Below are 20,085 nucleotides of genomic sequence, written 5' to 3'. Positions count from 1 at the left end.
CTCCGGGGGGGGGATCGGTTGATGATCACGCATCCTAACCCCGAGAAACCGTCCGAGAAGACCACCTACGGGCTTGTCCGAAGCGGCAAGAACGTGGGCCTGCGGACGTACCGCAAGCTCGTCGACAACCTCGTGCCCGTCAACGACGGCCTGTTCGGCGGCGATATCAGCCAGACGTTCGCGTGGTTGGACGATCCAGGGGGAATCAAACCGTGACGTCGCGGAACGATCATTCTCCACAAATGCTGGTTTCCGGAACAACGTCCATACCGAGCGGCGAAACGATGGCCGCGCTGGGTCTGCCCGCGCAGAACAATCTGACTGGGAGTCTGCCGATCGGCCCGTTCGACATCGTGTTGGCCGATCCTCCTTGGCGCTTTGCCTCCAACAGCGTGGCTAAGCCGGGGCGAAACGCCCTGCGCCACTACGACTGCATGACGGTGCGGGACATAGGCCTGATGCCCGTGCGCGACATCGTCGCCAAGGATGCCCTCCTGCTGATGTGGGTGACCGTGCCATTCGCGCGCCAGGCGTTCGATGTCGTGGACGCGTGGGGGTTCACCTATAAGTCGCAGATCGTCTGGACGAAGAGCCGGATTGGTACGGGATATTGGGCGCGGAACCGGCACGAGATGCTCTACGTCTGCCGCCGGGGTGCGTTTCCCTGCCTGCGGCCTGCCCTGTTCCCCGACAGCATCATCCCCGGCGCGCAGCGCGAGCACAGCCGCAAGCCGGACTGGATCCACCAGATCATCGACGCCCGGTTCCCCGCCGCGCGCCGCATCGAATTGTTCAGCCGCCAGCAGCGTCCGGGTTGGACCGTCTGGGGCTACGAAACCCAGAAATTCCTCATCGAGGAGGCCATTCCATGAGCCAGAAAACCACCAAATCCGCCGGCACGTTCCTGCCCGCGCTCGCCCTGCTGTTCATCGGCCTCAAGCTGACCGGCCACATAACCTGGTCGTGGTGGTGGGTGCTGGCGCCGCTTTGGGCGCCGGTCGCCTTCTTCCTGCTCGTCCTCGCCATTGCCGGTTTGCTTTGGCTGTGGGGCGACTTCATGCAGCGCAGGGGGCACTGATGGAGATCGGTCGCATTGCGCGAAGCACCCGAATCATCGGAGAGAGTCAGGGCTACGCTGTCCTCGCTGTACGTGACGAGACCTTCACCTGCAGCGTGAACGGCCCCGACACCCCGAAGATGCTGACAGCGTGGTTTCCCTCCCCGGCAGAGCTGGAGGCACTGCTGAACGGCGCGCCGATTATTGTCAGCATCATCGGTCGGGATCACCCGCCCATCATGCTCAGCGTCGGGGATCTGCCCGGATGAGCTTCAAGGTCGCCACGCTGGTCTATTCCCGAAAGACCGGATCATCCCACCGCAAGGCCATTCTGGCCTACATGGCCGACAAGGCCAGCGACAACGGCGGCGGCATCTTCTGCTCCAAAGGCACCATTGCCGAGGAGACGGAGATTGCCCGCTCGACCGTGTTCAAGATCGTCAAGGAACTGGTCGCCGAGGGCGTGCTGGTCGAGCTTGGCCACCGCGCCTGCAAGAACGGTCACACGGTCGTCTATCGGATGGTGCTGGACAAAATCCGGGCCTTTCCGGAGATCGGTGACCGGTCAAAAGACGATGCGGACCAGTCCGAGGGCCGGACTAGTCCAGATACGGACCCCTCCGCCATCCGGACCCCACTAGTCCGTCAGCCGGACCCCTACCAGTCCGTCAGCCGGACCCAAACCATCCTAGGAACTACCCTTGAACAAGGTGGTGGTGGTAGCGCGGGCGCGAGAAAGCCGCCTGCCGATGGCCGGACCGAGCGGGAGGACCTGCTCGAAGCCATGGGCATCACCAGCACCATGAACGCCCAGGGCCGCGTCTTCGGCAACATGTCCGACATGGCCGAGCGGGATCGCTGGTCGGCTCTCGGCCTGACCCACGACCAGCAGTTCACCATCATCACCGAGGTCATGCGCAGCCGCACCGATCCCGCGCCGCCCACCTCGTTCCGGTATTTCACGCAGGCCATGCAGCGCGTCGCCGCCGACATCGCCCGCCCCGATCTTCAACCCACCGCACGCGCCAAGGGAGCATCCCATGACCGCCAACGCTTTGACCAGTCCATCAACGCCCTCGCCGATCGCCTCTCCGACGGCACAGCCCACCTCGACACTTCAAGCCGCGATCCGTGGCGGACATGATTCCGGCGAGGTTCTGCGCCGCGTGAACGTGGTCCTCGGCCTGTACTTCGCCCCCGATCAGGATCCGCAGGTTGCGGCCGGTGTGCGCGAGGAGTTCGTGCGCGCCCTCGCCCCCTACCCGACCTGGGCGGTTCATCGGGCATTCGATGACTGGACGCGGACCATGCAACGCCGCCCGTCGCCGGGGGACATCGTCATCCTCGTGGGCAAGGCCATGCGCCCGATCACCGACGAACTGGCCCGCCGCGACCGCCTCGCCTCGCAGCAGGCCCTGACCGACCAGACGGAACGGGTCAGCGCCGAGGCCGCGCAAGGCATCCTCGCCCGTGCTGGATTCACCCCGCAGCGGATGGAGGCGGTGCGCGCAGCCCCCATGGCCGGGACCTTCGCCGAGGCCGAGAGCCGCACCACCGAGGAGCGCCGCCCGCACTGGTCCAAGACCGTGGCTTACGACAGCCCGGAGATGGAAGCCCTGCGCCGCGCGCGGGCGGGCAACAAGATGATCGCCGACGCGGTGAACCACCAGAACCGAGGGAATGCGGCATGACCACCCCCGACCTGACGGCCTGCGCCACCTGCGGGGCATTCCACTGCGATCATCACACCCCCGCGCCCACAGACAACGCGGCGCTGGTGGAGGGCTTGCAGGCCGAAGTGGCGCGGCTGCACCACGAGAACAAGGCGTTGCGAGGTTCCCTTACCAGGGCATGCGACCTGATGAACAACAGTGGCGATAAAATAGACCCTGTGCTTCGCGAAGCTGTTGCCGCCCTGTCCAGCCGTGCCGCAGCGCCCACCCCCGCGCCCGTGGTGAATGGAGGGTTGGCGCAGGCTTTTACCGAAGGGCTTGAAGCAGCCGCTGATCTTGTCGCCGCCGATTACATCTGTGATGCCATTCGGGCCGTCGAAAACCCCTATGGTGATCCGGCCCCCGCCGCCGACCTCACCACCCCACCCGAGGACGTGGGAGGGTGGCAAGCGATCGCGACCGCCCCTACGGATGGAACGGTTATCGACCTGTGGGACGGCACCCGCTGGACGGACTGCTATTGGGGCGTGCCGCATCACGATTGTGGTGAGGCGGGGCGCTATTGCGATAGCGATTGGCACAGCCTCAAGAACGGTTGGGTGTGCGGCACATTCAATGAAGCCTTAGACGCTGAGCCCACACACTGGATGCCACCGCCGCCAGCGCCCGCCGCCCTCGCCAAGCACAAGGGAGGGGCGTGATGGCAACCGCGGAACAGATATCCACACTCAAGGCGCTGTGGTTCCATGACACCAGCACCCGCAAAAGCATCGCCGCCGCGCTCGGCTGGTCCGAGTCGTACATGCGCTCGGTTGCTCGCAAGGCAGGCCTGCCCGATCGGAGGGCGGCGCCGTTCCGGCAGCGCATGACGGTGATGATCCGCGGGCAGCTGTTCGAGAACGCCACTGTCGCAGCCCAACACTTCGGGTTGCATGAGGACCATGTGCACAGTCAGATCTGGGCAGGGCGTGCCGACGGTATCGGCTTGGGGCAAGGCCGGTGGAAGCGCACCGCCCCATCGCCCGCAAGGAGGCCGCTGACCATAGGCCCCATGACCTGGGAAAGCCGCAGGGAAGCCGCGGCAGGAATGGGCGTCTCCTACGTCCGCCTATGCCAGCTGATGCGGGCCAAGCGCACCGATATCCTGATGGCCCGAGCCATGAAGGCCGAGGCCAAGACGATCGCTGACCGTATCAGCCGACAGCACGCCGCCTGATCGACGCATACCGACCTCGCCCGCGCTGGGCGGGGCAACACCACCCCGAGGGACTGAGCATGACAAGCGTCGCCGAGAAACGCAGACGGAAGAAGAATAAGGGGCTGCTTGGCATAGAGCTTGCCGATACCCCGCGCCGCGAGAAGAACGGCCGGACATCGCGGAAGGACAAGCAGCGCGATCCGTCTATTCCCGCCCTCAAGACCAGGTGCCGCCAGATGGGCAAAGAGCTGACAGCCGAAAACATGCGCGACATGCGCGCCCCGTGGAATGGGTGCCATGCGGGCCGTTCGCTATCCCAAACGTCCATACCACTGGATGCCGATGACCGCGCTGGGCTGTGGGATGCGATCTGCCACATGCGCCGGACACAGGCGGCATTCGATGTTGCCATTGGTGCACCCAAGCGGCACGCGGCCTGCCTTCGCCTTCTGCGGCCGGTTGAGGCTATGGAGGCCGATGCCAGCACCCCACCACTGGACGAACGATCGCCCGAAGAACGCCAACGGGATGCAACGCGGGCACTGATGCAAATCGAGGGATGGTTGGGATATGTCGATGGCACAACAGCTTCGATCGCCAAGCGGGCTGTCATAGATGATGAGGCTGTTCGCAATCCCGACGCGATCGTGCGCGCACTTCAGTGCATACTGGAGGGAATGCGGGGACTGGCGGTAACGTGGCGCGGACAGTTTGAGTAGTTGTTGGGTCCGGTTGATCCCCTATAACGGAGCGAGATCAGTAAATCGAAAACGACAGCCCGGCGATGACGCATTTGAGCAACAACCCACCCCCCAATCCGCCTCATCGCCATCACTACATTCCATCTTTCTACCTTTCGCGCTGGGCGACAGGGACTGATGGCAAGCTATGCCAATACAGCCGACCTTATGACCGCATCGTGCCAAAACGAAAGTATCCCTCAGCGACAGGATTCGCAGAAAAGCTGTATGAGCTGAGGGGGCTTAACAATGATCTAGCCAACGAGATTGAGACAAAATTCTTTTCCCCGGTGGATAACGCTGCTGCCGACGCGTTGAAGCTAATTGAAGAGCAAGGAAATCGAACGCGGTGGGATTCAAGGTGCCGGACCGGTTGGTCCATGTTTCTTCATTCGTTGCTGTTGAGGGCCCCAGAGGACATTGCAGCATTCAAAGATACCTGGCGGTATCTGTTGCTATCGGACGATCTTGGACGATGGGAGGAGCGTTACCAAGAAATTCGAAAAGCTGAAGACCCCAAGTCGTTCTATGAGCACCTGTCTAATCAGTCCTCAGATGTCCATGATCGGTCAGCGATGAGCGCATTGGTACATATTATGGATGGCGGCAAAGTAGCTCACGCGATTTATAACATGATATGGCATATCATTGACATATCAGGCGCAGATTTTGACTTTCTAACTTCGGATCGCCCCATTATCAGGACGAACGGCCTATTGGTTGAAGGAGGCCATTTGGCCCTTCCAATTGGCCCAAGGAGACTATTCGTTGCAGCTAGAGATAAAGCTGCACTGCGACCGATACTAGCAATGTCGCATCGGCAACTGGTACGGGAATGTAATCGACAAGTTTGCGACTACGCTGTGCGGTTCGTGTATGGTGCGGATGATAGCCAGCTAGACTTTGTTTCAAAGCATCAAGCAACGAAAGATCAGCCAAGATTGGCGCAAGCATCGGCTGATCAGAGACGGAAGATCGCGGCCGCTATGCTAGCTTACTCAGCAAAGGCGCGGCCCGGTTAGATGACAGTTGACATTCACCGGTAAATGGTCATTTTGGCATTATCGGGACGATGCTGCGCGGATGGGGAACCATACCGCGCTTTTTCATTTCTGCGCTCCGGTGGCCCGCCCGGTTCCTTGCGGTGGGGGCGTGCCGCCCGAGCGCTGATGATGGAGGCCAGATGCCCGCTGCCCCCTCGACGCACCGGATGAAGTTCAGGGCATCCCATCGGCATCGCCGTGGTCAGACCTCACGTGGAACAGCGCGGGAGCGCGGATACACCCGACAGTGGGAAAGGTTTCGGGATCAATTCCGCCGGGCGCATCCCCTATGCGGCTACTGCCTGAACCGAACGGGGCGCGTGGTGCCCGGCGTGGTGGTGGACCATATCATCCCACATCGCGGCGATCCGGACCGGTTCTGGCCTGCCGGGGCGTCCACGGATCACTTCATGCACTGTTGCGTGGAATGTCACTCGCTGAAGCAAAAGGTGGAATGGATCGCGGATCGGTTCGGGCATAATCTGCGCCACTTGATGGTGCGGCGCGGGATGTTGAATGAGCGGACTGGCGATGCCTTGGACTTCCCTGCGGGAGAGCAGTTTATCTTGCCCGATGGATCGACGCTGATCTATGGGCCGCCTGCCTCAGGCAAGACCACAGTCGCACGGGGTATGGGCGGGATCGTCTATGACCTTGACGAGTATGCGGTTGGCCTCGGCCTCCCCCGCTACGGCCGGACAATGGATGAGGCGCGCGCTGCAGCGGTGGCTCGCAATGAAGCCCTGCGAGCGCATCAAGGCCCGCAGCCTGCGATCATCATCGCAACCTGCGCCAACCCGTGGGAGGTCCATCGCTGGGTGGCTGCCACGGGCTGCGCGGTGCGTCCCGTAACGGTCGATCCCGAGACCTGCCACCAACGGGTGTGGGGCGACCCTGCCCGCCTCAGCGCCCTGCCCTCGCAGATGGCCGCGATCAACCGATGGTTCCGCCTTCACCGTCCCGCGCAATAATATTGCGGCGTCGCGATGCGCAAACACCCCCGGGGGGGGCAAAAGTCCACAGTTAGAGCGGTGGGACCGGCGGACGGCAGACGCATTTACGCGCGTGCGAAATGAAATGAGTTTTTAGGGGGGGGTGGCATGGCTGGACGCAAGCGCAAGCCGGACCACCTGAAGCTGGTCGGCGGAACAGCCCAGAAGTGTCGGATGAACCCCGATGCTCCCGTGGCAAACGTTGGGCTCGCCTCGGCGCCCGAGTGGTTGTCGGCAGCTGGAGCCGAGATCTACGACCGTGTTGGGGCGATCATCTTCGGCATGGGCATCGCGTCGCCCGACGATGTCGACGCGCTGGCAATGCTGGCATCCCGCCTCGAGGAAATACAGATCCTCACCGGCCTGATCGAGGACCAGGGGCGGACCTATCGGATCAAGAATGGCCCGTGGAAGGCGCGGCCGGAAGTCGCCATGCGGAACGAAGCCCTGCGGCACGCGCAGTCGTTGTTGGCCGAGTTCGGGCTGACCCCCGCAGCGCGATCCAAGGTCTCGGCAGGGAAAGCACCGGCATCCAATCCGTTCGCGGATCTGGACTGAGCCATGGCCGCTTCATCCACCAGCGTCGCCGCGCGGTATGCGCGCGACGTGGTGTCGGGCAAGATACCGGCGGCCAAGTATGTCCGGCTCGCCTGTCAGCGACACCTCGACGATATTGCGTCGCAGAAGGACAAGGCATTCCGCTTCAAGTTCGACCCGAAGGCGGCGGAGAGGGTTTGCAAGTTCATCCAGCTCATGCCTCACACCAAGGGCGAGTGGGCAAGGCAGGGAAAGACGCTGATCCTCGAGCCGTGGCAAGTGTTCTTCATTGCGGTGGTGTTCGGCTGGATGCGGAAATCGGACGGCACGCGGCGGTACCGGAAGGCGCTGCTGCTTGTGCCCCGGAAAAACGGCAAGTCGGCCTTGGCTGCGGGCATCGGTCTTTACATGCTGCTGGCCGACAAAGAGTTTGGGGCCGAGGTATATAGCGGCGCCACAACCGAGAAGCAGGCGTGGGAGGTATTTCGCCCTGCCCGGCTCATGGCGCAAAAGCAGACCGCGCTGCGCGATCACTATGGGCTGACCGTCAACGCAAAGAACCTTCACCTTCTGTCGAATGACAGCCGCTTCGAACCGGTCATCGGAAACCCGGGCGACGGGGCCTCTCCATCATGCGCGATCGTGGACGAGTACCACGAGCACGACACCGACGCCCTGTTCGCCACGATGGAAACCGGGATGGGCGCGCGGGAACAGCCGCTCATGCTGGTGATCACCACGGCAGGCGATAACATCGCTGGGCCCTGCTATGCGATGCAGGATGAAGCGCAGAAAGAACTCGAAGGGACCCGCCCCGACAGCGAGACGTTCGCGCTGATCTACGGCATCGATGAGGGCGACGATTGGACCTCGCCGGATGTGATCCGGAAAGCCAACCCGAACTTCGGCGTGTCGATCAAAAAGGACTTCCTTCTCGCCCAACAGCGGGAGGCGATGAACACGCCCCGCAAGGCTGGCATGTTCAAGACCAAGCACCTGAATGTGTGGGTCCAGTCCCGAGCCGCCTATTACAACGTCTTGCGGTATCAGAAGGCGGCCGACCCTACGCTGACCCTCGACATGTTCGTCGGACAGGAATGCATCATCGGTATCGATCTCGCCGAGAAACGCGACCTTACCGCTGTTGAGCTGGTCTTTCGGTACAAGGACGGCTTCGCGTGCTTCGGGCGATACTACTGCCCCGCCGAAACCATCGACGAACCCCATAACGAGCACTTTCAGACTTGGAGGGATTCGCCTCGACCGTCGCTGATAGAAACGGATGGGGCGGTCACCGATGATCGCGTGATCGAGGCTGATCTCGAGGATTGCCTGGAACGGTTCGATGTCCGCGAGCTGGTGTTCGATCCTTGGCACTCCCGCCAAATGGCTGTGCAGATGATGGAGAAGGGCGTGACCTGCGTCGAGTTCGGTAACCGCCCCTCGACCATGAACGAACCCATGCGGGCTATGGACGCGCTGATTGCGGAAGGCCGAATGTATCACGACGGCGATCCTGCTTTCACGTGGATGCTGTCGAACGTTGTGAATGGAACTCGGACCTCGGACCTGCATCGGCCGGCGAAAGAGCGCGGCGAAAACAAGATCGACGGTCCTGTTGCGCGGATCATGGCACTCGGTCGTTGGCTGATCGACGAAGATGAGGGGCCATCGGTCTATGAAGACCGCGGCATCCTGATGGTGTGAAGGGTAGCCGATGAAACTATTCGACAAGCTACGCCCCACCCCGGCCTCCGACGCGACAGCCCGGATCGAACCCACCGTTACGGCGCAACCTGTCGGCAGCGCAGTTGGGCAGGTGATGGCGTCCGGCGTTTCGTCCGGGGAGTTCTACGGTTTCGACGACCCGTCGTTCAAAGACTTCATGCGGGGTGGCGTTGCAGGCGTGTCCGAGGCGGGGATCAGCATCACCTCCAAGGTGGCGATGAAGAATACCACGGTGCTTCGCTGTGTCTCGCTGATCAGCTTTGCAATCGGCATGTTGCCCCTGCACCTGCGCGAAAAGGACACGAAGGAGAAGGCCAAAGACCATCCGCTGTTCCGGATCCTGCACCGGAAGCCGAACGCCTGGCAAACAGCCTTCGAGTTTCGGACCCTGATGCAGATGCGGGCCCTCGTCGACGGCGATGCCTATGCGCTGATCGTCCGCAGCGGATCGAAGATCTTGCAAATGGTGCCAATCGAGGGTCACCGCGTGACGGTCGAACAGAACCCGGACTGGTCCCTGCGGTACCGCGTCGATCGCGGGTCGGCGGGACGAGTCAGCTACGAACAGAGGGATATCTTCCATCTTCGCTATGGCCTGTCGGAAAACGGCATCAACGGCATCTCGCTGGTGAAGAACGCGGCGGATGCCATCGGGCTTGCCATCCAGACGGATCGCGCCGCCGCACGGCTGTTCCGCAACGGCATGATGGTGGGCGGGGTTCTTAAACACCCCACCAAGCTGTCGCCCGAAGTCTATGAACGTCTGACCGCCAGCATGGAGGCGAGACGCGGGCCGGAGAATGCCCATAAGGATATGATCCTTGAGGAGGGTATGGACTACAGTCGCCCGACCGCCACGGGCAAAGATGCGCAGAACCTTGAGCAGCGGAAGCAGCAGGTCGAGGAAATCGCCCGTCCCTTCGGCGTGCCCCGCCCCCTGCTTGCCGTCGACGATACGTCGTGGGGGTCCGGGATCGACGTGCTGGGTCAGCTCTTCGTCCGGTACAGCCTGACACCGTGGTTCACCGCGTGGGAACAGGCTGTTGAGCGGTCGCTGCTGACCGAGGACGAGGCAGATAAGCTGGAGGCCAAGTTCAACGCCGGCGGCCTGCTGCGCGGTTCGATGGCCGAGCAGATGGAGTTCTGGTCGAAGGCGCTTGGCGCCGGCGGCCATGCCCCGATCGCGACGCAAGAGGAGGCGCGCGACTCGTTCGATTGGCCAGTCATCGACCGGGAAGACCTTCCCCCCGCCCCCGGACAGCAACCCCAAAGGAGGCCCGAATGAGCCTGCTCAAACTTCCCGAAGTGCGGGCATTCCGTCATTCGGACGCCCTCGCTTTTGAAGCGCCTTCCGACAACGTAAACGCATTTGACCCCACGTTGGTCGCGGCGTCGGCCGACGATGCGGTCATCTCCATCTACGGGCAGATCGGCATTGACCCGTATTCAGCGGTCGACAACTCCGAACGCCGCATCGCCGGCGCGTTGCGCTCGATCGGCCCGCGTGACATCGAGGTCTATGTCAATTCACCGGGGGGCAACTTCTTTAGCGGACTTGCGATCTACAACCTCCTGCGGGCCCACCCGGCTAAGGTGACCATCAACATCATCGCCATGGCAGGATCTGCCGCATCGGTGATTGCGATGGCAGGAGATGATATCCTGATGGCCGACGGTTCATTCCTGATGGTCCACAATGCATCAGGCGTCATCATCGGCAACAAATACGACACCGAGGCAGCAAGCGAACTTCTGGCTGAGATCGACGATGCGATGGCCGAAATCTATTCCGCACGCGCAGGAGTGGATAAGGCCAAAGCTGCGGCATGGATGGACCGCCGCCGTGGCGATGGCACGATGTTCAACACAGGATCGGCCATTTCCGAAGGATTGGCGACTGGTAAGCTCGAGCCTGAAAAGGTCAAAGTTTCTGCCGACGCGAAAAAGCATATCCCCGCCGAACGTGTCGTTGAAAACGCGCTCATGCGCTCCTGCAATATGTCTCCCGCCCGGGCCAAAGCCTGCGTGTCGGAGATGAAGTCCGGCACGCGCGATGCTCCGGACCCGAACGTCACGCGCGACGCTGACGACCTTGTGGCCCTTATCGAGGGCCTTCGTTCCACCATCAGGTCATAAGAGGCAAATCATGACCCATCATTTTACCCCCGCGAAGGCTTGCGGGGTCGTTGCCGTACGCGCCGATGGTTCGAGCGACCTGTCGCGCGTCATCACCGCGCTGCAAACCGACTGGACCGAGTTCAAGGCGGTTGTCGCCACCAAGGACAAGGAAATCGCCGCGAAGTTCGACGACGTCGTCACAACCGACAAGCTGGAGAAGATCAACGCCAACATCGCGAACCTTCAAGGGGCCGTCGATCAGGCCAACGCGCAGTTGGCCGCCGCGAAGCTGAATGGGGGCGGCGATCGCGAGATCCGCGACCCCGAATACTCCGAGGCGTTCCGGGCCCATTTCCGCAAGGGGGCTATCGAAGCATCGCTGACCAAGGGCACTGCGCCCGAGGGCGGGTATCTCGCGCCGGTGGAATGGGATCGCACGATCACCAACCGCCTTGTTCAGGTCTCGCCCATGCGGGCGCTGGCGACGGTCCAGTCCATCAGCACGAATGGATTCACCAAGCTGTTCAACAACCGTGGCATGGGCTCGGGATGGGTGGGCGAAACCGCTCCGCGCCCGCAGACGTCGACGCCGACGTTTGGGCAGATGACCTACAACACCGGCGAAATCTACGCGAACCCGGCCGCCACCCAGCAAATGCTGGACGACGCCGAGGTGGATTTGGAAGCGTGGATCGCGGAAGAGGTCGAGCTCGAGTTCTCCTATCAGGAGGGCATGGCCTTCGTGGCGGGCAACGGAGTGAACAAGCCCGCCGGGTTCCTGACCTATGTCGAGGGCGGCGCCAATGCGAACGCCCACCCCTGGGGCGCGATCAAGACCGGCGTCACGACGGCGGCCGCCACTGGCATCACCGCGGACGAGATCATCGACCTGATCTACGATCTGCCGAACGAGTATTCGGCCGACGCCCGCTTCGTGATGAACCGGAAGTCGCAGGCGTCGATCCGGAAGCTGAAAGATGGGCAGGGCAATTATCTCTGGCAGCCGTCCTTCCAGGCAGGGCAGCCCGCGACCTTGGCCATGTATCCGATCACGGAAATGCCCGCGATGCCGGACTTTGCCGCGGATGCCTTCCCGATCGCTTTCGGCGACTTCCGCCGGGGGTACATGATCATCGATCGAGTTGGGGTCCGTGTTCTGCGGGACCCCTTCACCAACAAGCCGTTCGTTCACTTCTACACGACGAAACGTGTGGGAGGTGGCCTGCTGAACCCCGACGTGCTGCGCGTCGTAAAGGCCGGGGCCGCCGCCTAAGCCGGTGGAGACGACACGACCAGAGGGGGCCACAACGGCCCCCTTTTCGTATTCAGAGGAGGCTATCATGGCCACGAAGAAGACCGACACCAAAACCGAAGCCCCGGCCGATGAGGCGAACGCGACGGGTATCGCCGATCCTGCGCCCGCCACCACGCTGGAGGATGCGTCCGGCGCGATCATCGAACCCTCCATCACCGGTGATGTCGATGTCAGCCACGAAAGCATCGACGCCAATCCTCGCGCGGGGACGACGGCCGCGCAGAACCAGATCGACATGAACGACCCCGCCCGCCGGACGCCGAACGACGTCGATTTTGCGGGTCTCGGGCTGGACCCCACGCCCTACGGCAAAAAGGCGAAATGATCATGCGCCCGGTATTGGTGACCCCGCCTCAAGGGTCGATCGTGACCCTCGAGGAATTGCGGCTGCAATGCCGGGCGGATGAGGTGCAGGAGGAGGATGCCCTCCTCCTATCATTGCGGGATGCCGCCATGGCGCACCTCGATGGATGGTACGGCATCCTTGGGCGATGCATCCTGTCGCAGACGTGGCAGCAGGACTTCGCGACGGTCGGGCCAGTTCGGCTTGCCCTGCCCGACATTACAGACTTGGAGGTGGTTCGCGTCGATGCGGAAGGCGCGGAAATCGAGGTGCTGGGTTCGGTAATCCGCCATGATGCGCTCGGCACAACCGTGTCACCGCGCGTTCTCGCCCCTGGGCCATTGCGCGTTCGGTTCACGGCTGAGATGCCCCGTGAACTGCGACCCGTGGTTGCCCAAGCCGTCAAGATGCTGGTCGGGCACTGGTACGCCAACCGGGAAGCTGTGGTGACCGGAACGATTGCGACCGCCCTCCCCTTCGCCGTCAACGCCCTGCTGGGTCCGATCCGCGCGGTGCGCGTCTGATGATCCGCGCCGGGAGCCTGAACCGCCGCGTGCAGTTTCTGCGATCGAATGAGATTATGACGCCGTTCGCGTCGCGCCCCGGCGAACCGACCCCATTCGGTGGTCGGGTATGGGCGTCCCGCGAGGACATGTCCGATGCCGAGAAAGCTGCGGGCGACACTGTATTTTCCGGAGTATCTGCCCGCTTCGTCGTGCGGTCCAATGCGTTCACGCGAGAGATCACGACCAAGGATCAGCTAACTGAGGGCGGCACCACATTCGACATCGTTGGCATCAAGGAGATCGGGCGCCGCGAGGCAATCGAGATCACAGGCGTGGCGAGGGAAGAGGCATGAAGCTGACCGTTCGCACCAGCGGGTTCAGGGAACTCGATGCCGCACTGAAGCAGTTCAAGAAGTCCACGGCCAAGGGTGTGATGCGTCGCGCGCTGAAGGCCGCCGCGCAACCGATGGCCGACCTCGGATCTTCGCTCGCCCCGCGGGGTGATACCGAAACCCTCGCCCCCTCGGTCACGGCCGGCGCAAAGCTGAGCAAGCGCCAGAAGGCCATGCACCGGAAGATGTTCCGCAGTGACAAGGCCTCGGTCGAGATGTTCGTTGGCGCGGGTCCGCTGTCGTCCGCGCATAACCAAGAGTTCGGCAACATCAACCATGGCGCGCAGCCTTTCATGCGACCGGCATGGGACCGTGAGGCAAAACCGACGCTTGCGCGATTGGGCGACGAGATGGGCAAGGAGATCGACAAGACGGCAAAGCGCGTCCCGGCCCGCGCGGCCAAGCTGCAGCGCAAAGACTATCAGCTGTAAGGTAACAGCATGGAAGAAGCGTTCATTGCCTTGCTGTGGGCGGCTGATCTCGGCATCCCCGACAGCCGCATAAACTTTGGCACGCACCCCCAAGGTGCCACGCTGCCGGGCATCGTTCTGACGGTCGTGGACAGTGCCCAGGGCTTGACCCTGAGTGGCCCGGACAAGCTGTGGGCAGGCCGCGTTCAGGTCGATTGCTATGCCGAGCAGTTCGATGTTGCGAAGTTGTTGTCACGCGCAGTTATCGCCGCTCTGGACGGCCACGCTGACGACGCTTTCCAAGGCATCTTTCTTATCGCCACCCGCGACAGTCACGAGACAAGCGCGCCGGGTCGCCCCTTCCGAACCTCCCTCGATTTTTCCACACATTGGAGCGCACACCATGGCTAAGACCAAAGCCAAGATCGGCCACCTTTCGACTTACGGCATTCGCATGAGCGGCAGCGGACCATTCCAGAAGGTGGCAGAGGTGACCAACCTGACGCCCCCCGGGCGCACCCGCGATACGGTCGATGCCACCCACCTGGAAAGCCCGGACGGGTATAAAGAATACATCCCCGGCCTGAAGGACGCGGGCGAAGCCACGCTGACCATCAACTTCGATCCGGCCGATCAGGACATCCTGCTTGAGGCGTTCGAGAACGGCGCGGTCGAAAGCCAGATCACCTTCCCCAACAAGGTGACCCTGACCTTCGACGGCATCGTCACCGGCTACGAAATCAACGATGTCGTGGCGGACGAGAAAATGTCCGCAACCTTCACCGTCAAACCAAGCGGGCGGCCTGTACTGGCGGCTCCGGCCGGGGGAGCCTGACAATGGCGAACCCATTCAAAGGTGAAATTTCCCTGACATATGAGGGGAAAGATTACACCATGGCGCTCGACTTCAACGCCATGTGCGACTTTGAGGAGAAGACGGGGAAGAATGCCCTTCAGACCCTTGAGGCAATCGAGAAGAAGATCGGTGACGTGTCTATCACCGACATGCGCATCCTGATGTGGGCCGCCCTGAAGCAGTTCCACGAAGAGATGACACTGCCTTTGGCGGGAAAGATCATGTCCGAGAACATCGATGCCGTCGCCCGCGCAATCTCTATCGCCAGTCCGGAGGTTGGGGATTCGGGAAACGGGAAGCCGGCGCGGAAACGGAGCAAGACGGGCACGCGCCCCTGACACCGCTTGCCCTGCTGAGCGAATACGTTGCGGCGGGTTTCGACCCGGGAGGGTTCTGGAAGCTGACCCCCCGCCTTTACGTCACCCTGATCCGGGCAGCGCGGGCGAAGATCGATATCCAGATCGAGATCAACAACCGGCAGGCGTGGAACACCGCCGCCCTGACGGGCGGTGCGATGGCTGGCAAGCTGCCCTCGTTCGAGAAAGTCTTCGGGCGAAACCTTGAGGCTGGCAAGCCGCAGACGCCCGAAACGCAACAAGCCATGTGCAACGCCCTCGCCATTCAATGGGGGGCTGTGAAGGAGGCGTAATGGCCGCATCGTCCGTCATCGGCGCCCTGCGCGTCAACCTTGGCCTCGACAGCGCAAGCTTTGAAAATGGGCTCACCAAATCCGAGAAGCGGGCGAAGGCATTCCAGTCGAATATGGCCGGGATCGCCAAGCGAGTGGCCGTTGCCTTTGCGGCCATTGTCTCGGTCGGCGCTACCGCCCGCGCCGCCGATCAATGGTCGGACCTGTCGGCGCGGGTCGGCAATGCCGTGGGCAGCATGGAAGCCGCCCCGGCGGTCATGGCGCGGATCAGCCAGATGGCGCGGAAGTCCTATTCCGATCTCGGGCAGACGACCGAAGCCTTTCTCGGCAATAGCACCGCGCTGAAGGAACTGGGGTTCTCGACCGAACGGCAGCTGGACTTCACCGAGGCGCTGAACAACGCGCTGGTGATCAACGGCACACGCGGGGAACGCGCGGCCTCGGTCACTAAAGCCATCACCGACGCCATGGCGACGGGCAAGATGGAAGGGGACGGGTTCAACACCGTCCTGAAGGACGGCGACCGGATCGCGAAGGCATTGGCAGCCGAACTCGGCACCACCGTGGGCGGTCTGCGTCAGATGCAGAAGGACGGCAAGATCACCGCCGACGTGATCTCGCGCGCTCTTCTGGGCAGTCTGGAAGATCTGCGCCGCGAGGCGGGCGACATGCCCGCGACGATCGGCGATGGGATCACCCTGATCCGCAACAGCTTCGTCACTCTGGTTGGCGCGTTCGACCGGGTGTTCATGGCTTCGGGCGGGGTGGCCAATGCCTTTGTCGCGGTGGCCGATGCCATGTCATCGCTGGCGACCTTCGTCACGACCCACGGCCACACGATCGCGGCGGTGTTCCAGCAGATCGCCGTCACCGCCGCGATCGCGGGCGGGGTGATCGCCACGCGCTATGCACTCGCTGTCGGGATCAGCTTTGTGCAGGCATCCATCTCGGCGGTCCAGCAGACCATCGCGCTCAACATGGCCCTCGGGGCCACCAGCCGAACCTCGGCCCTGGCGGCGGGCGCGGTAAAGCTTCTGTCGGGGGCCTTGGTCGCCCTGCGCGGTGCGCTCATCGCCACGGGCATCGGGGCGGCGGTTGTAGCGGCCGGGTATCTCGTCAGCAAGTTCATCGATCTGGTGCGCGCATCGGGCGGGTTCGGAAACGCGCTCGGCCTTCTGAAAGATTTGGCAATTGACGTCTGGGACCGGATCGGGGCGGGGGCGACCAGCATGGTCGCCTCGATGGATGCCGCATGGCTTGGGATGAAGTCCGAGTTCAGCTATGCGCTGCATGACATGCTGGCGACCTTTGCCGGGTTCCTCGGCAAGGTGAATGCCTCGATCAACAAGACCTTCCGCACGAACCTGTCGGAGTCGCCGTTGGCGCAGGAATTGTCTGACCTTAACCGGGCGGGCAATGATGCCGCCGAAGCGGCCACGGACGCATCCGCGCGGGCGTCCGCGGCGTGGGAACCCGCCCGTGCGCCTTTGGAAAGTCTGGCCGCGATCCGCGACCTGCTGACGAAACCCACGGATGACATCGTGCCGACGATCCCCGATGTCCCCGGCGGAACGACCCCGGGCGGGGCGGGCGATGGGGCCGGAGGCGGGGCGGCGAAGAAGATCAAGGATGTTGTCGACACCCTGCGCCAGCAGTTCACCATGCTCCAGCAGACCAAGGGCATGACCGATGCGCAGGTCACCACATGGCAGGCGCTACGGGATGCCGGTGTAGGTGCAGCCTCGGCCATTGGGCGCGAGATCAGCAAGCTCACGCAGGGCATTGCCTCGATGACTGTGCTGAACGATCTGGCCACCCAGCTGAACGAGGCGCGGGTCACGGCCAACATGACCGACCTCGAGACCTCGATCTGGCAGAAACAGCAGGAGGCCGGGGTTGAGGCCCAGTCGGCCAACGGCAAGATCATTGATCAGCAGATGCGCCAGATCCAGAATATTAAGGATCTGAAGTCGGCTACCACCCAATGGCGGGACAGCGTTGGTGGAGCATTGTCGGAGTTCATCACCAAGGGCGGCAGCTTCACGGATGTGCTGAAATCGATCGCCACCGGTTTGGCCGACATGATGATCCAAACGGGGTTCAATTCGATCTGGGGGCGTGTTGGTTCTGGTGGCGGCTTTGGTTCTCTGCTGTCCGGCATGGGCATCGGGCGCAATGCCAATGGCACCAACAATTGGCGCGGCGGATGGACGGCCTTGCATGAACGAGGGGGCGAGATCGTCAACCTGCCGAAGGGGGGACAGGTGATCCCGAACGACATCTCCAAGCGAATGGCGGATGCGGCAGGCAAAGCGCAGGCGGGCTTGCAACGGGTCATGGTCGGCATCGATCCCCGCAACGGGAACGTCACCGGGTACGTGCGTAACGAGGCGGGCCGGATGGATGGCCAGATGGCCCGGGTACAGCAGCAGCGCATGCCGGGGCTGATGGCGGACAATCAGAGGCGCAGGATCACCGGATGAACACGATCATACCGATCCCTCACGGGGTCATGCGCCAGCTGAACTGCGACTGGCGGATCGACTGGCGGGGGCAAAGCTCCGGTGAGGGGCTGGACGGGGTGGAGCAGATTTTCGCCAGCCCGTTCCCCCGCTGGGTCGGCTCGCCCGCGCTCGGCTTGTGGGGCGATGCGCTCCGGCTGTGGCGGGCCACCAATGCGAAGGCGCGCGGGCGGGTTAATCTCTACCGCCTGCCGCTGATCGACCGGGACGACATCGCCGATGCGTATGGCAGCACCGACTACGCGGGGCGGCCGTTGCACGGGGCCTATGGCGACGGGCCCACGGCAAAGGTCGTGGGTGACCGGGCGGCAGGCAGCACGGCGGTCAACGCCGCCATGGGCTTTGACCCGATCCGTGTCGGGGGTTTCATCAGCATTGCCGACTGGCCGTATGTGGTAGTCGATGTGCAGCCCTATGGTGCGCCTGGCAACCGGACGGCGGAAATCACCATCGAGCCACCTTTGCGCCGCCGCGCGGTGGCGCATCAGACGATCAACCTTCGGGCACACGGCATCTTCCGCGCGACCGAGGATAGCATGGGCGCGATCGACGTGGGGCCGGACGGCTACGCGCAGGTCGACCTGTCCTTTGCCGAATGGCAGGGGCCGGGGCGCCCGTAAAGGAGGCCGTCATGCTCGACAGTCGTGCCGAAGTCGTCGCGGTCCTGCCACTGGTGGAGGTCACCACCACCGATGGGCCGTATCGGTTTATCCTCGGGATGGACGGGACCTTTACCGACGTGGCGAACCGGGAATGGCTCGGATCGTCCATCTTAGGCGGTGGAGCAAACGAGATACTGATCGGCGACATTGCCCCGCGCGGGACATTGTCGCTGACCTTCATTCAGGATCCCGGGTTACCCGACACGATCGCGCAGATGAAGGCGCTTGGGGTCGATTACATCTACGGGCTGCCCGTGAAGTTCTTCGTCCAGCCGCTGGCCTCGCTAGAGGAGGTCGGTCGCCCCACCCTCCCCCCGATCCTGTTCATGACGCGGCGGCAGACTGGGCTGACCTTCAACCTCGACGGTCCGGCGCAGCGATCGATCACCCTGACCTATGAGGGCGTCGGGGCGAACGGAAACCAGCAGCGCCGCCAGGTCTACAACACCGCCGATCATGCGCGGCTGATCGGGCGGGCAAACCCCAGCCTGCAATACATCCCGCAGGAAATGGAGAACGACGTGAGCCTGTTCGGATGACCCCGCTTTATGCCGAGTTGAACCGCTGGCGGGCGCTGCCCTTCGTCTGGGGGGAATTGGACTGCATTCTCGCGCTTGCCGACTGGTGTGTCGTGGCGGGCTGGCCCGATCCGGCGGTGGATGTGCGGTTCACCTATGACGACCGGGCGTCCTGCCAAAGGGAAACGCGGTTCATCACCGATCCGCTGAGGCTGATGGGGCGCTGTCTGGAAGCGATCGGCATGCCCCGCGTGACCGAGGCGGTGGAGGGCGACATCGCCGTCCTGCGGTTGGGCCGCAACGTCCATGTGGGCGCGGTGTGGTCGGCCTATGGCTGGGCCAGCAAGGCCGATCCGGGGGTGGTGTTTCACGCCCCGCAGAATGAAGTCCTGGGAATATGGGGTGTGGGGTATGCGGCTTAGTCTGATTGCGATCTATTCGTGATCATCCAGCCAAATCTTTATCTGATAGGAATTTGGTGACTGCTTCATTTCAGCGAACCGCTCTTCGAACAATGCTACGCTTATGGCTGGGGTTCGATGGGCATCCCAATCCCGGTCGCCATCCAGTCCGATGATGCTCAGGTCCATATCGGCATACGCTTTTCCGCTTGGCTCATAGGTCGCAACTTCCATCGACGGGACAAAAAGCCGTCTGTCTGCCAGGACGGGCAGAAGTTCTTCAAGTTGCGGCAGGGTCAATAACGGTGACCCGGCGCCGCTCATCGCGAGCGTAATGAGGCCATCGATATCGTCGAGCGGGTCTGGATTCATCTGTATCTCAAATAATCTTTTCAGCCGCACATCCGGCATGATTATCGTAAAGG

At 62.7% G+C, this 20,085-nt stretch carries 29 protein-coding genes; 28 read left to right on the top strand and 1 reads right to left on the bottom strand.

The genetic code is table 11. The annotated features are described in order from the left end of the window. Nucleotides 1–21 precede the first annotated feature (21 nt). The 28 genes from MU449_RS06990 (at nt 22) to MU449_RS06860 (ending at nt 19,681) form a co-directional block, all read left to right on the top strand. Entirely contained in the window at nt 22–216 is a 195-nt protein-coding gene (locus MU449_RS06990; protein ID WP_244737308.1) for a hypothetical protein, read from the top strand. 68 nt (nt 217–284) lie between these two features. Then, nucleotides 285–872, top strand: a complete 588-nt coding sequence (locus MU449_RS06985) for an MT-A70 family methyltransferase (protein ID WP_244737307.1) — start codon at nt 285–287, stop codon at nt 870–872. Continuing rightward, nucleotides 869–1,078 (top strand): hypothetical protein, encoded by a 210-nt coding sequence (locus tag MU449_RS06980; RefSeq protein WP_244737306.1) that lies wholly within the window; start codon nt 869–871, stop codon nt 1,076–1,078. Before MU449_RS06985 ends, MU449_RS06980 begins: the two co-directional genes overlap by 4 nt. Beyond that, nucleotides 1,078–1,326: a hypothetical protein gene (locus tag MU449_RS06975; RefSeq protein ID WP_244737305.1), complete on the top strand. Its 249-nt coding sequence runs from the start codon at nt 1,078–1,080 to the stop codon at nt 1,324–1,326. The genes MU449_RS06980 and MU449_RS06975 overlap by 1 nt, the downstream gene beginning before the upstream one ends. Beyond that, on the top strand, nt 1,323–2,201 hold the full coding sequence (locus tag MU449_RS06970) for a helix-turn-helix domain-containing protein (protein ID WP_244737304.1): 879 nt from the start codon (nt 1,323–1,325) through the stop codon (nt 2,199–2,201). The genes MU449_RS06975 and MU449_RS06970 overlap by 4 nt, the downstream gene beginning before the upstream one ends. Then, the gene (locus MU449_RS06965) at nt 2,098–2,748 is read left to right on the top strand and encodes a hypothetical protein (protein ID WP_244737303.1); all 651 of its coding nucleotides are present in this window, start codon (nt 2,098–2,100) and stop codon (nt 2,746–2,748) included. Before MU449_RS06970 ends, MU449_RS06965 begins: the two co-directional genes overlap by 104 nt. Continuing rightward, a complete protein-coding gene (locus tag MU449_RS06960; protein ID WP_244737302.1) occupies nt 2,745–3,431 on the top strand; it encodes a hypothetical protein in 687 nt (228 codons plus the stop codon). The genes MU449_RS06965 and MU449_RS06960 overlap by 4 nt, the downstream gene beginning before the upstream one ends. Then, on the top strand, nt 3,431–3,946 hold the full coding sequence (locus tag MU449_RS06955; protein ID WP_244737301.1) for a hypothetical protein: 516 nt from the start codon (nt 3,431–3,433) through the stop codon (nt 3,944–3,946). The genes MU449_RS06960 and MU449_RS06955 overlap by 1 nt, the downstream gene beginning before the upstream one ends. Nucleotides 3,947–4,005: 59 nt before the next feature. After that, on the top strand, nt 4,006–4,647 hold the full coding sequence (locus MU449_RS06950) for a hypothetical protein (RefSeq protein WP_244737300.1): 642 nt from the start codon (nt 4,006–4,008) through the stop codon (nt 4,645–4,647). Between the two features lie 65 nt (nt 4,648–4,712). Then, nucleotides 4,713–5,690, top strand: coding sequence for a DUF4238 domain-containing protein (locus MU449_RS06945; protein WP_244737299.1), 978 nt, complete (start codon nt 4,713–4,715; stop codon nt 5,688–5,690). 344 nt (nt 5,691–6,034) lie between these two features. Continuing rightward, entirely contained in the window at nt 6,035–6,682 is a 648-nt protein-coding gene (locus MU449_RS06940) for a P-loop nucleotide/nucleoside kinase family protein (RefSeq protein ID WP_244737298.1), read from the top strand. Between the two features lie 129 nt (nt 6,683–6,811). Beyond that, nucleotides 6,812–7,261, top strand: coding sequence for a phage terminase small subunit P27 family (locus MU449_RS06935; RefSeq protein ID WP_244737296.1), 450 nt, complete (start codon nt 6,812–6,814; stop codon nt 7,259–7,261). Between the two features lie 3 nt (nt 7,262–7,264). After that, a complete protein-coding gene (locus tag MU449_RS06930; RefSeq protein ID WP_244737294.1) occupies nt 7,265–8,947 on the top strand; it encodes a terminase large subunit in 1,683 nt (560 codons plus the stop codon). Nucleotides 8,948–8,957: 10 nt separating this feature from the next. Next, a complete protein-coding gene (locus MU449_RS06925; protein ID WP_244737293.1) occupies nt 8,958–10,253 on the top strand; it encodes a phage portal protein in 1,296 nt (431 codons plus the stop codon). Beyond that, nucleotides 10,250–11,104 (top strand): head maturation protease, ClpP-related, encoded by an 855-nt coding sequence (locus MU449_RS06920; protein WP_244737292.1) that lies wholly within the window; start codon nt 10,250–10,252, stop codon nt 11,102–11,104. Before MU449_RS06925 ends, MU449_RS06920 begins: the two co-directional genes overlap by 4 nt. A gap of 10 nt (nt 11,105–11,114) precedes the next feature. Beyond that, the gene (locus MU449_RS06915) at nt 11,115–12,359 is read left to right on the top strand and encodes a phage major capsid protein (protein WP_244737291.1); all 1,245 of its coding nucleotides are present in this window, start codon (nt 11,115–11,117) and stop codon (nt 12,357–12,359) included. 67 nt (nt 12,360–12,426) lie between these two features. After that, nucleotides 12,427–12,726, top strand: coding sequence for a hypothetical protein (locus tag MU449_RS06910; protein ID WP_244737290.1), 300 nt, complete (start codon nt 12,427–12,429; stop codon nt 12,724–12,726). Beyond that, nucleotides 12,723–13,268, top strand: coding sequence for a head-tail connector protein (locus tag MU449_RS06905; protein ID WP_244737289.1), 546 nt, complete (start codon nt 12,723–12,725; stop codon nt 13,266–13,268). Before MU449_RS06910 ends, MU449_RS06905 begins: the two co-directional genes overlap by 4 nt. Next, nucleotides 13,268–13,603 carry a head-tail adaptor protein gene (locus tag MU449_RS06900; protein ID WP_244737287.1) on the top strand — a complete coding sequence of 112 codons (336 nt, stop codon included), beginning with the start codon at nt 13,268–13,270 and terminating at the stop codon, nt 13,601–13,603. The genes MU449_RS06905 and MU449_RS06900 overlap by 1 nt, the downstream gene beginning before the upstream one ends. Next, nucleotides 13,600–14,073, top strand: a complete 474-nt coding sequence (locus MU449_RS06895; RefSeq protein ID WP_244737286.1) for an HK97-gp10 family putative phage morphogenesis protein — start codon at nt 13,600–13,602, stop codon at nt 14,071–14,073. The genes MU449_RS06900 and MU449_RS06895 overlap by 4 nt, the downstream gene beginning before the upstream one ends. Nucleotides 14,074–14,082: 9 nt before the next feature. After that, nucleotides 14,083–14,463: a tail completion protein gp17 gene (gp17, locus tag MU449_RS06890; protein WP_244737285.1), complete on the top strand. Its 381-nt coding sequence runs from the start codon at nt 14,083–14,085 to the stop codon at nt 14,461–14,463. Then, on the top strand, nt 14,456–14,887 hold the full coding sequence (locus MU449_RS06885) for a phage tail tube protein (RefSeq protein WP_244737284.1): 432 nt from the start codon (nt 14,456–14,458) through the stop codon (nt 14,885–14,887). Before gp17 ends, MU449_RS06885 begins: the two co-directional genes overlap by 8 nt. Before the next feature lie 59 nt (nt 14,888–14,946). Beyond that, complete coding sequence (locus tag MU449_RS06880; protein ID WP_244737283.1) at nt 14,947–15,246, top strand: hypothetical protein; 300 nt, start codon at nt 14,947–14,949, stop codon at nt 15,244–15,246. 176 nt (nt 15,247–15,422) lie between these two features. After that, nucleotides 15,423–15,557 (top strand): hypothetical protein, encoded by a 135-nt coding sequence (locus tag MU449_RS15790; RefSeq protein ID WP_280517638.1) that lies wholly within the window; start codon nt 15,423–15,425, stop codon nt 15,555–15,557. After that, nucleotides 15,557–18,040, top strand: coding sequence for a tape measure protein (locus MU449_RS06875; RefSeq protein WP_244737282.1), 2,484 nt, complete (start codon nt 15,557–15,559; stop codon nt 18,038–18,040). The genes MU449_RS15790 and MU449_RS06875 overlap by 1 nt, the downstream gene beginning before the upstream one ends. Next, nucleotides 18,037–18,699: a hypothetical protein gene (locus MU449_RS06870; protein ID WP_244737281.1), complete on the top strand. Its 663-nt coding sequence runs from the start codon at nt 18,037–18,039 to the stop codon at nt 18,697–18,699. Before MU449_RS06875 ends, MU449_RS06870 begins: the two co-directional genes overlap by 4 nt. An 11-nt stretch (nt 18,700–18,710) precedes the next feature. Then, entirely contained in the window at nt 18,711–19,280 is a 570-nt protein-coding gene (locus MU449_RS06865; RefSeq protein ID WP_244737280.1) for a hypothetical protein, read from the top strand. Beyond that, the gene (locus MU449_RS06860; RefSeq protein WP_244737278.1) at nt 19,277–19,681 is read left to right on the top strand and encodes a DUF6950 family protein; all 405 of its coding nucleotides are present in this window, start codon (nt 19,277–19,279) and stop codon (nt 19,679–19,681) included. Before MU449_RS06865 ends, MU449_RS06860 begins: the two co-directional genes overlap by 4 nt. A 12-nt stretch (nt 19,682–19,693) precedes the next feature. Here the strand turns inward: MU449_RS06860 and MU449_RS06855 are convergent, their stop codons facing one another. Beyond that, nucleotides 19,694–20,071: a hypothetical protein gene (locus MU449_RS06855; protein ID WP_244737276.1), complete on the bottom strand. Its 378-nt coding sequence runs from the start codon at nt 20,069–20,071 to the stop codon at nt 19,694–19,696. Between the last annotated feature and the right edge of the window lie 14 nt (nt 20,072–20,085).

The sequence above is a fragment of the Falsirhodobacter halotolerans genome, assembly GCF_022899245.1.
GTDB lineage: Bacteria > Pseudomonadota > Alphaproteobacteria > Rhodobacterales > Rhodobacteraceae > Falsirhodobacter > Falsirhodobacter halotolerans.
The sequence above is the reverse complement of the archived record's forward strand: the minus strand, read 5'-3'. Positions and strand labels throughout refer to the sequence as shown.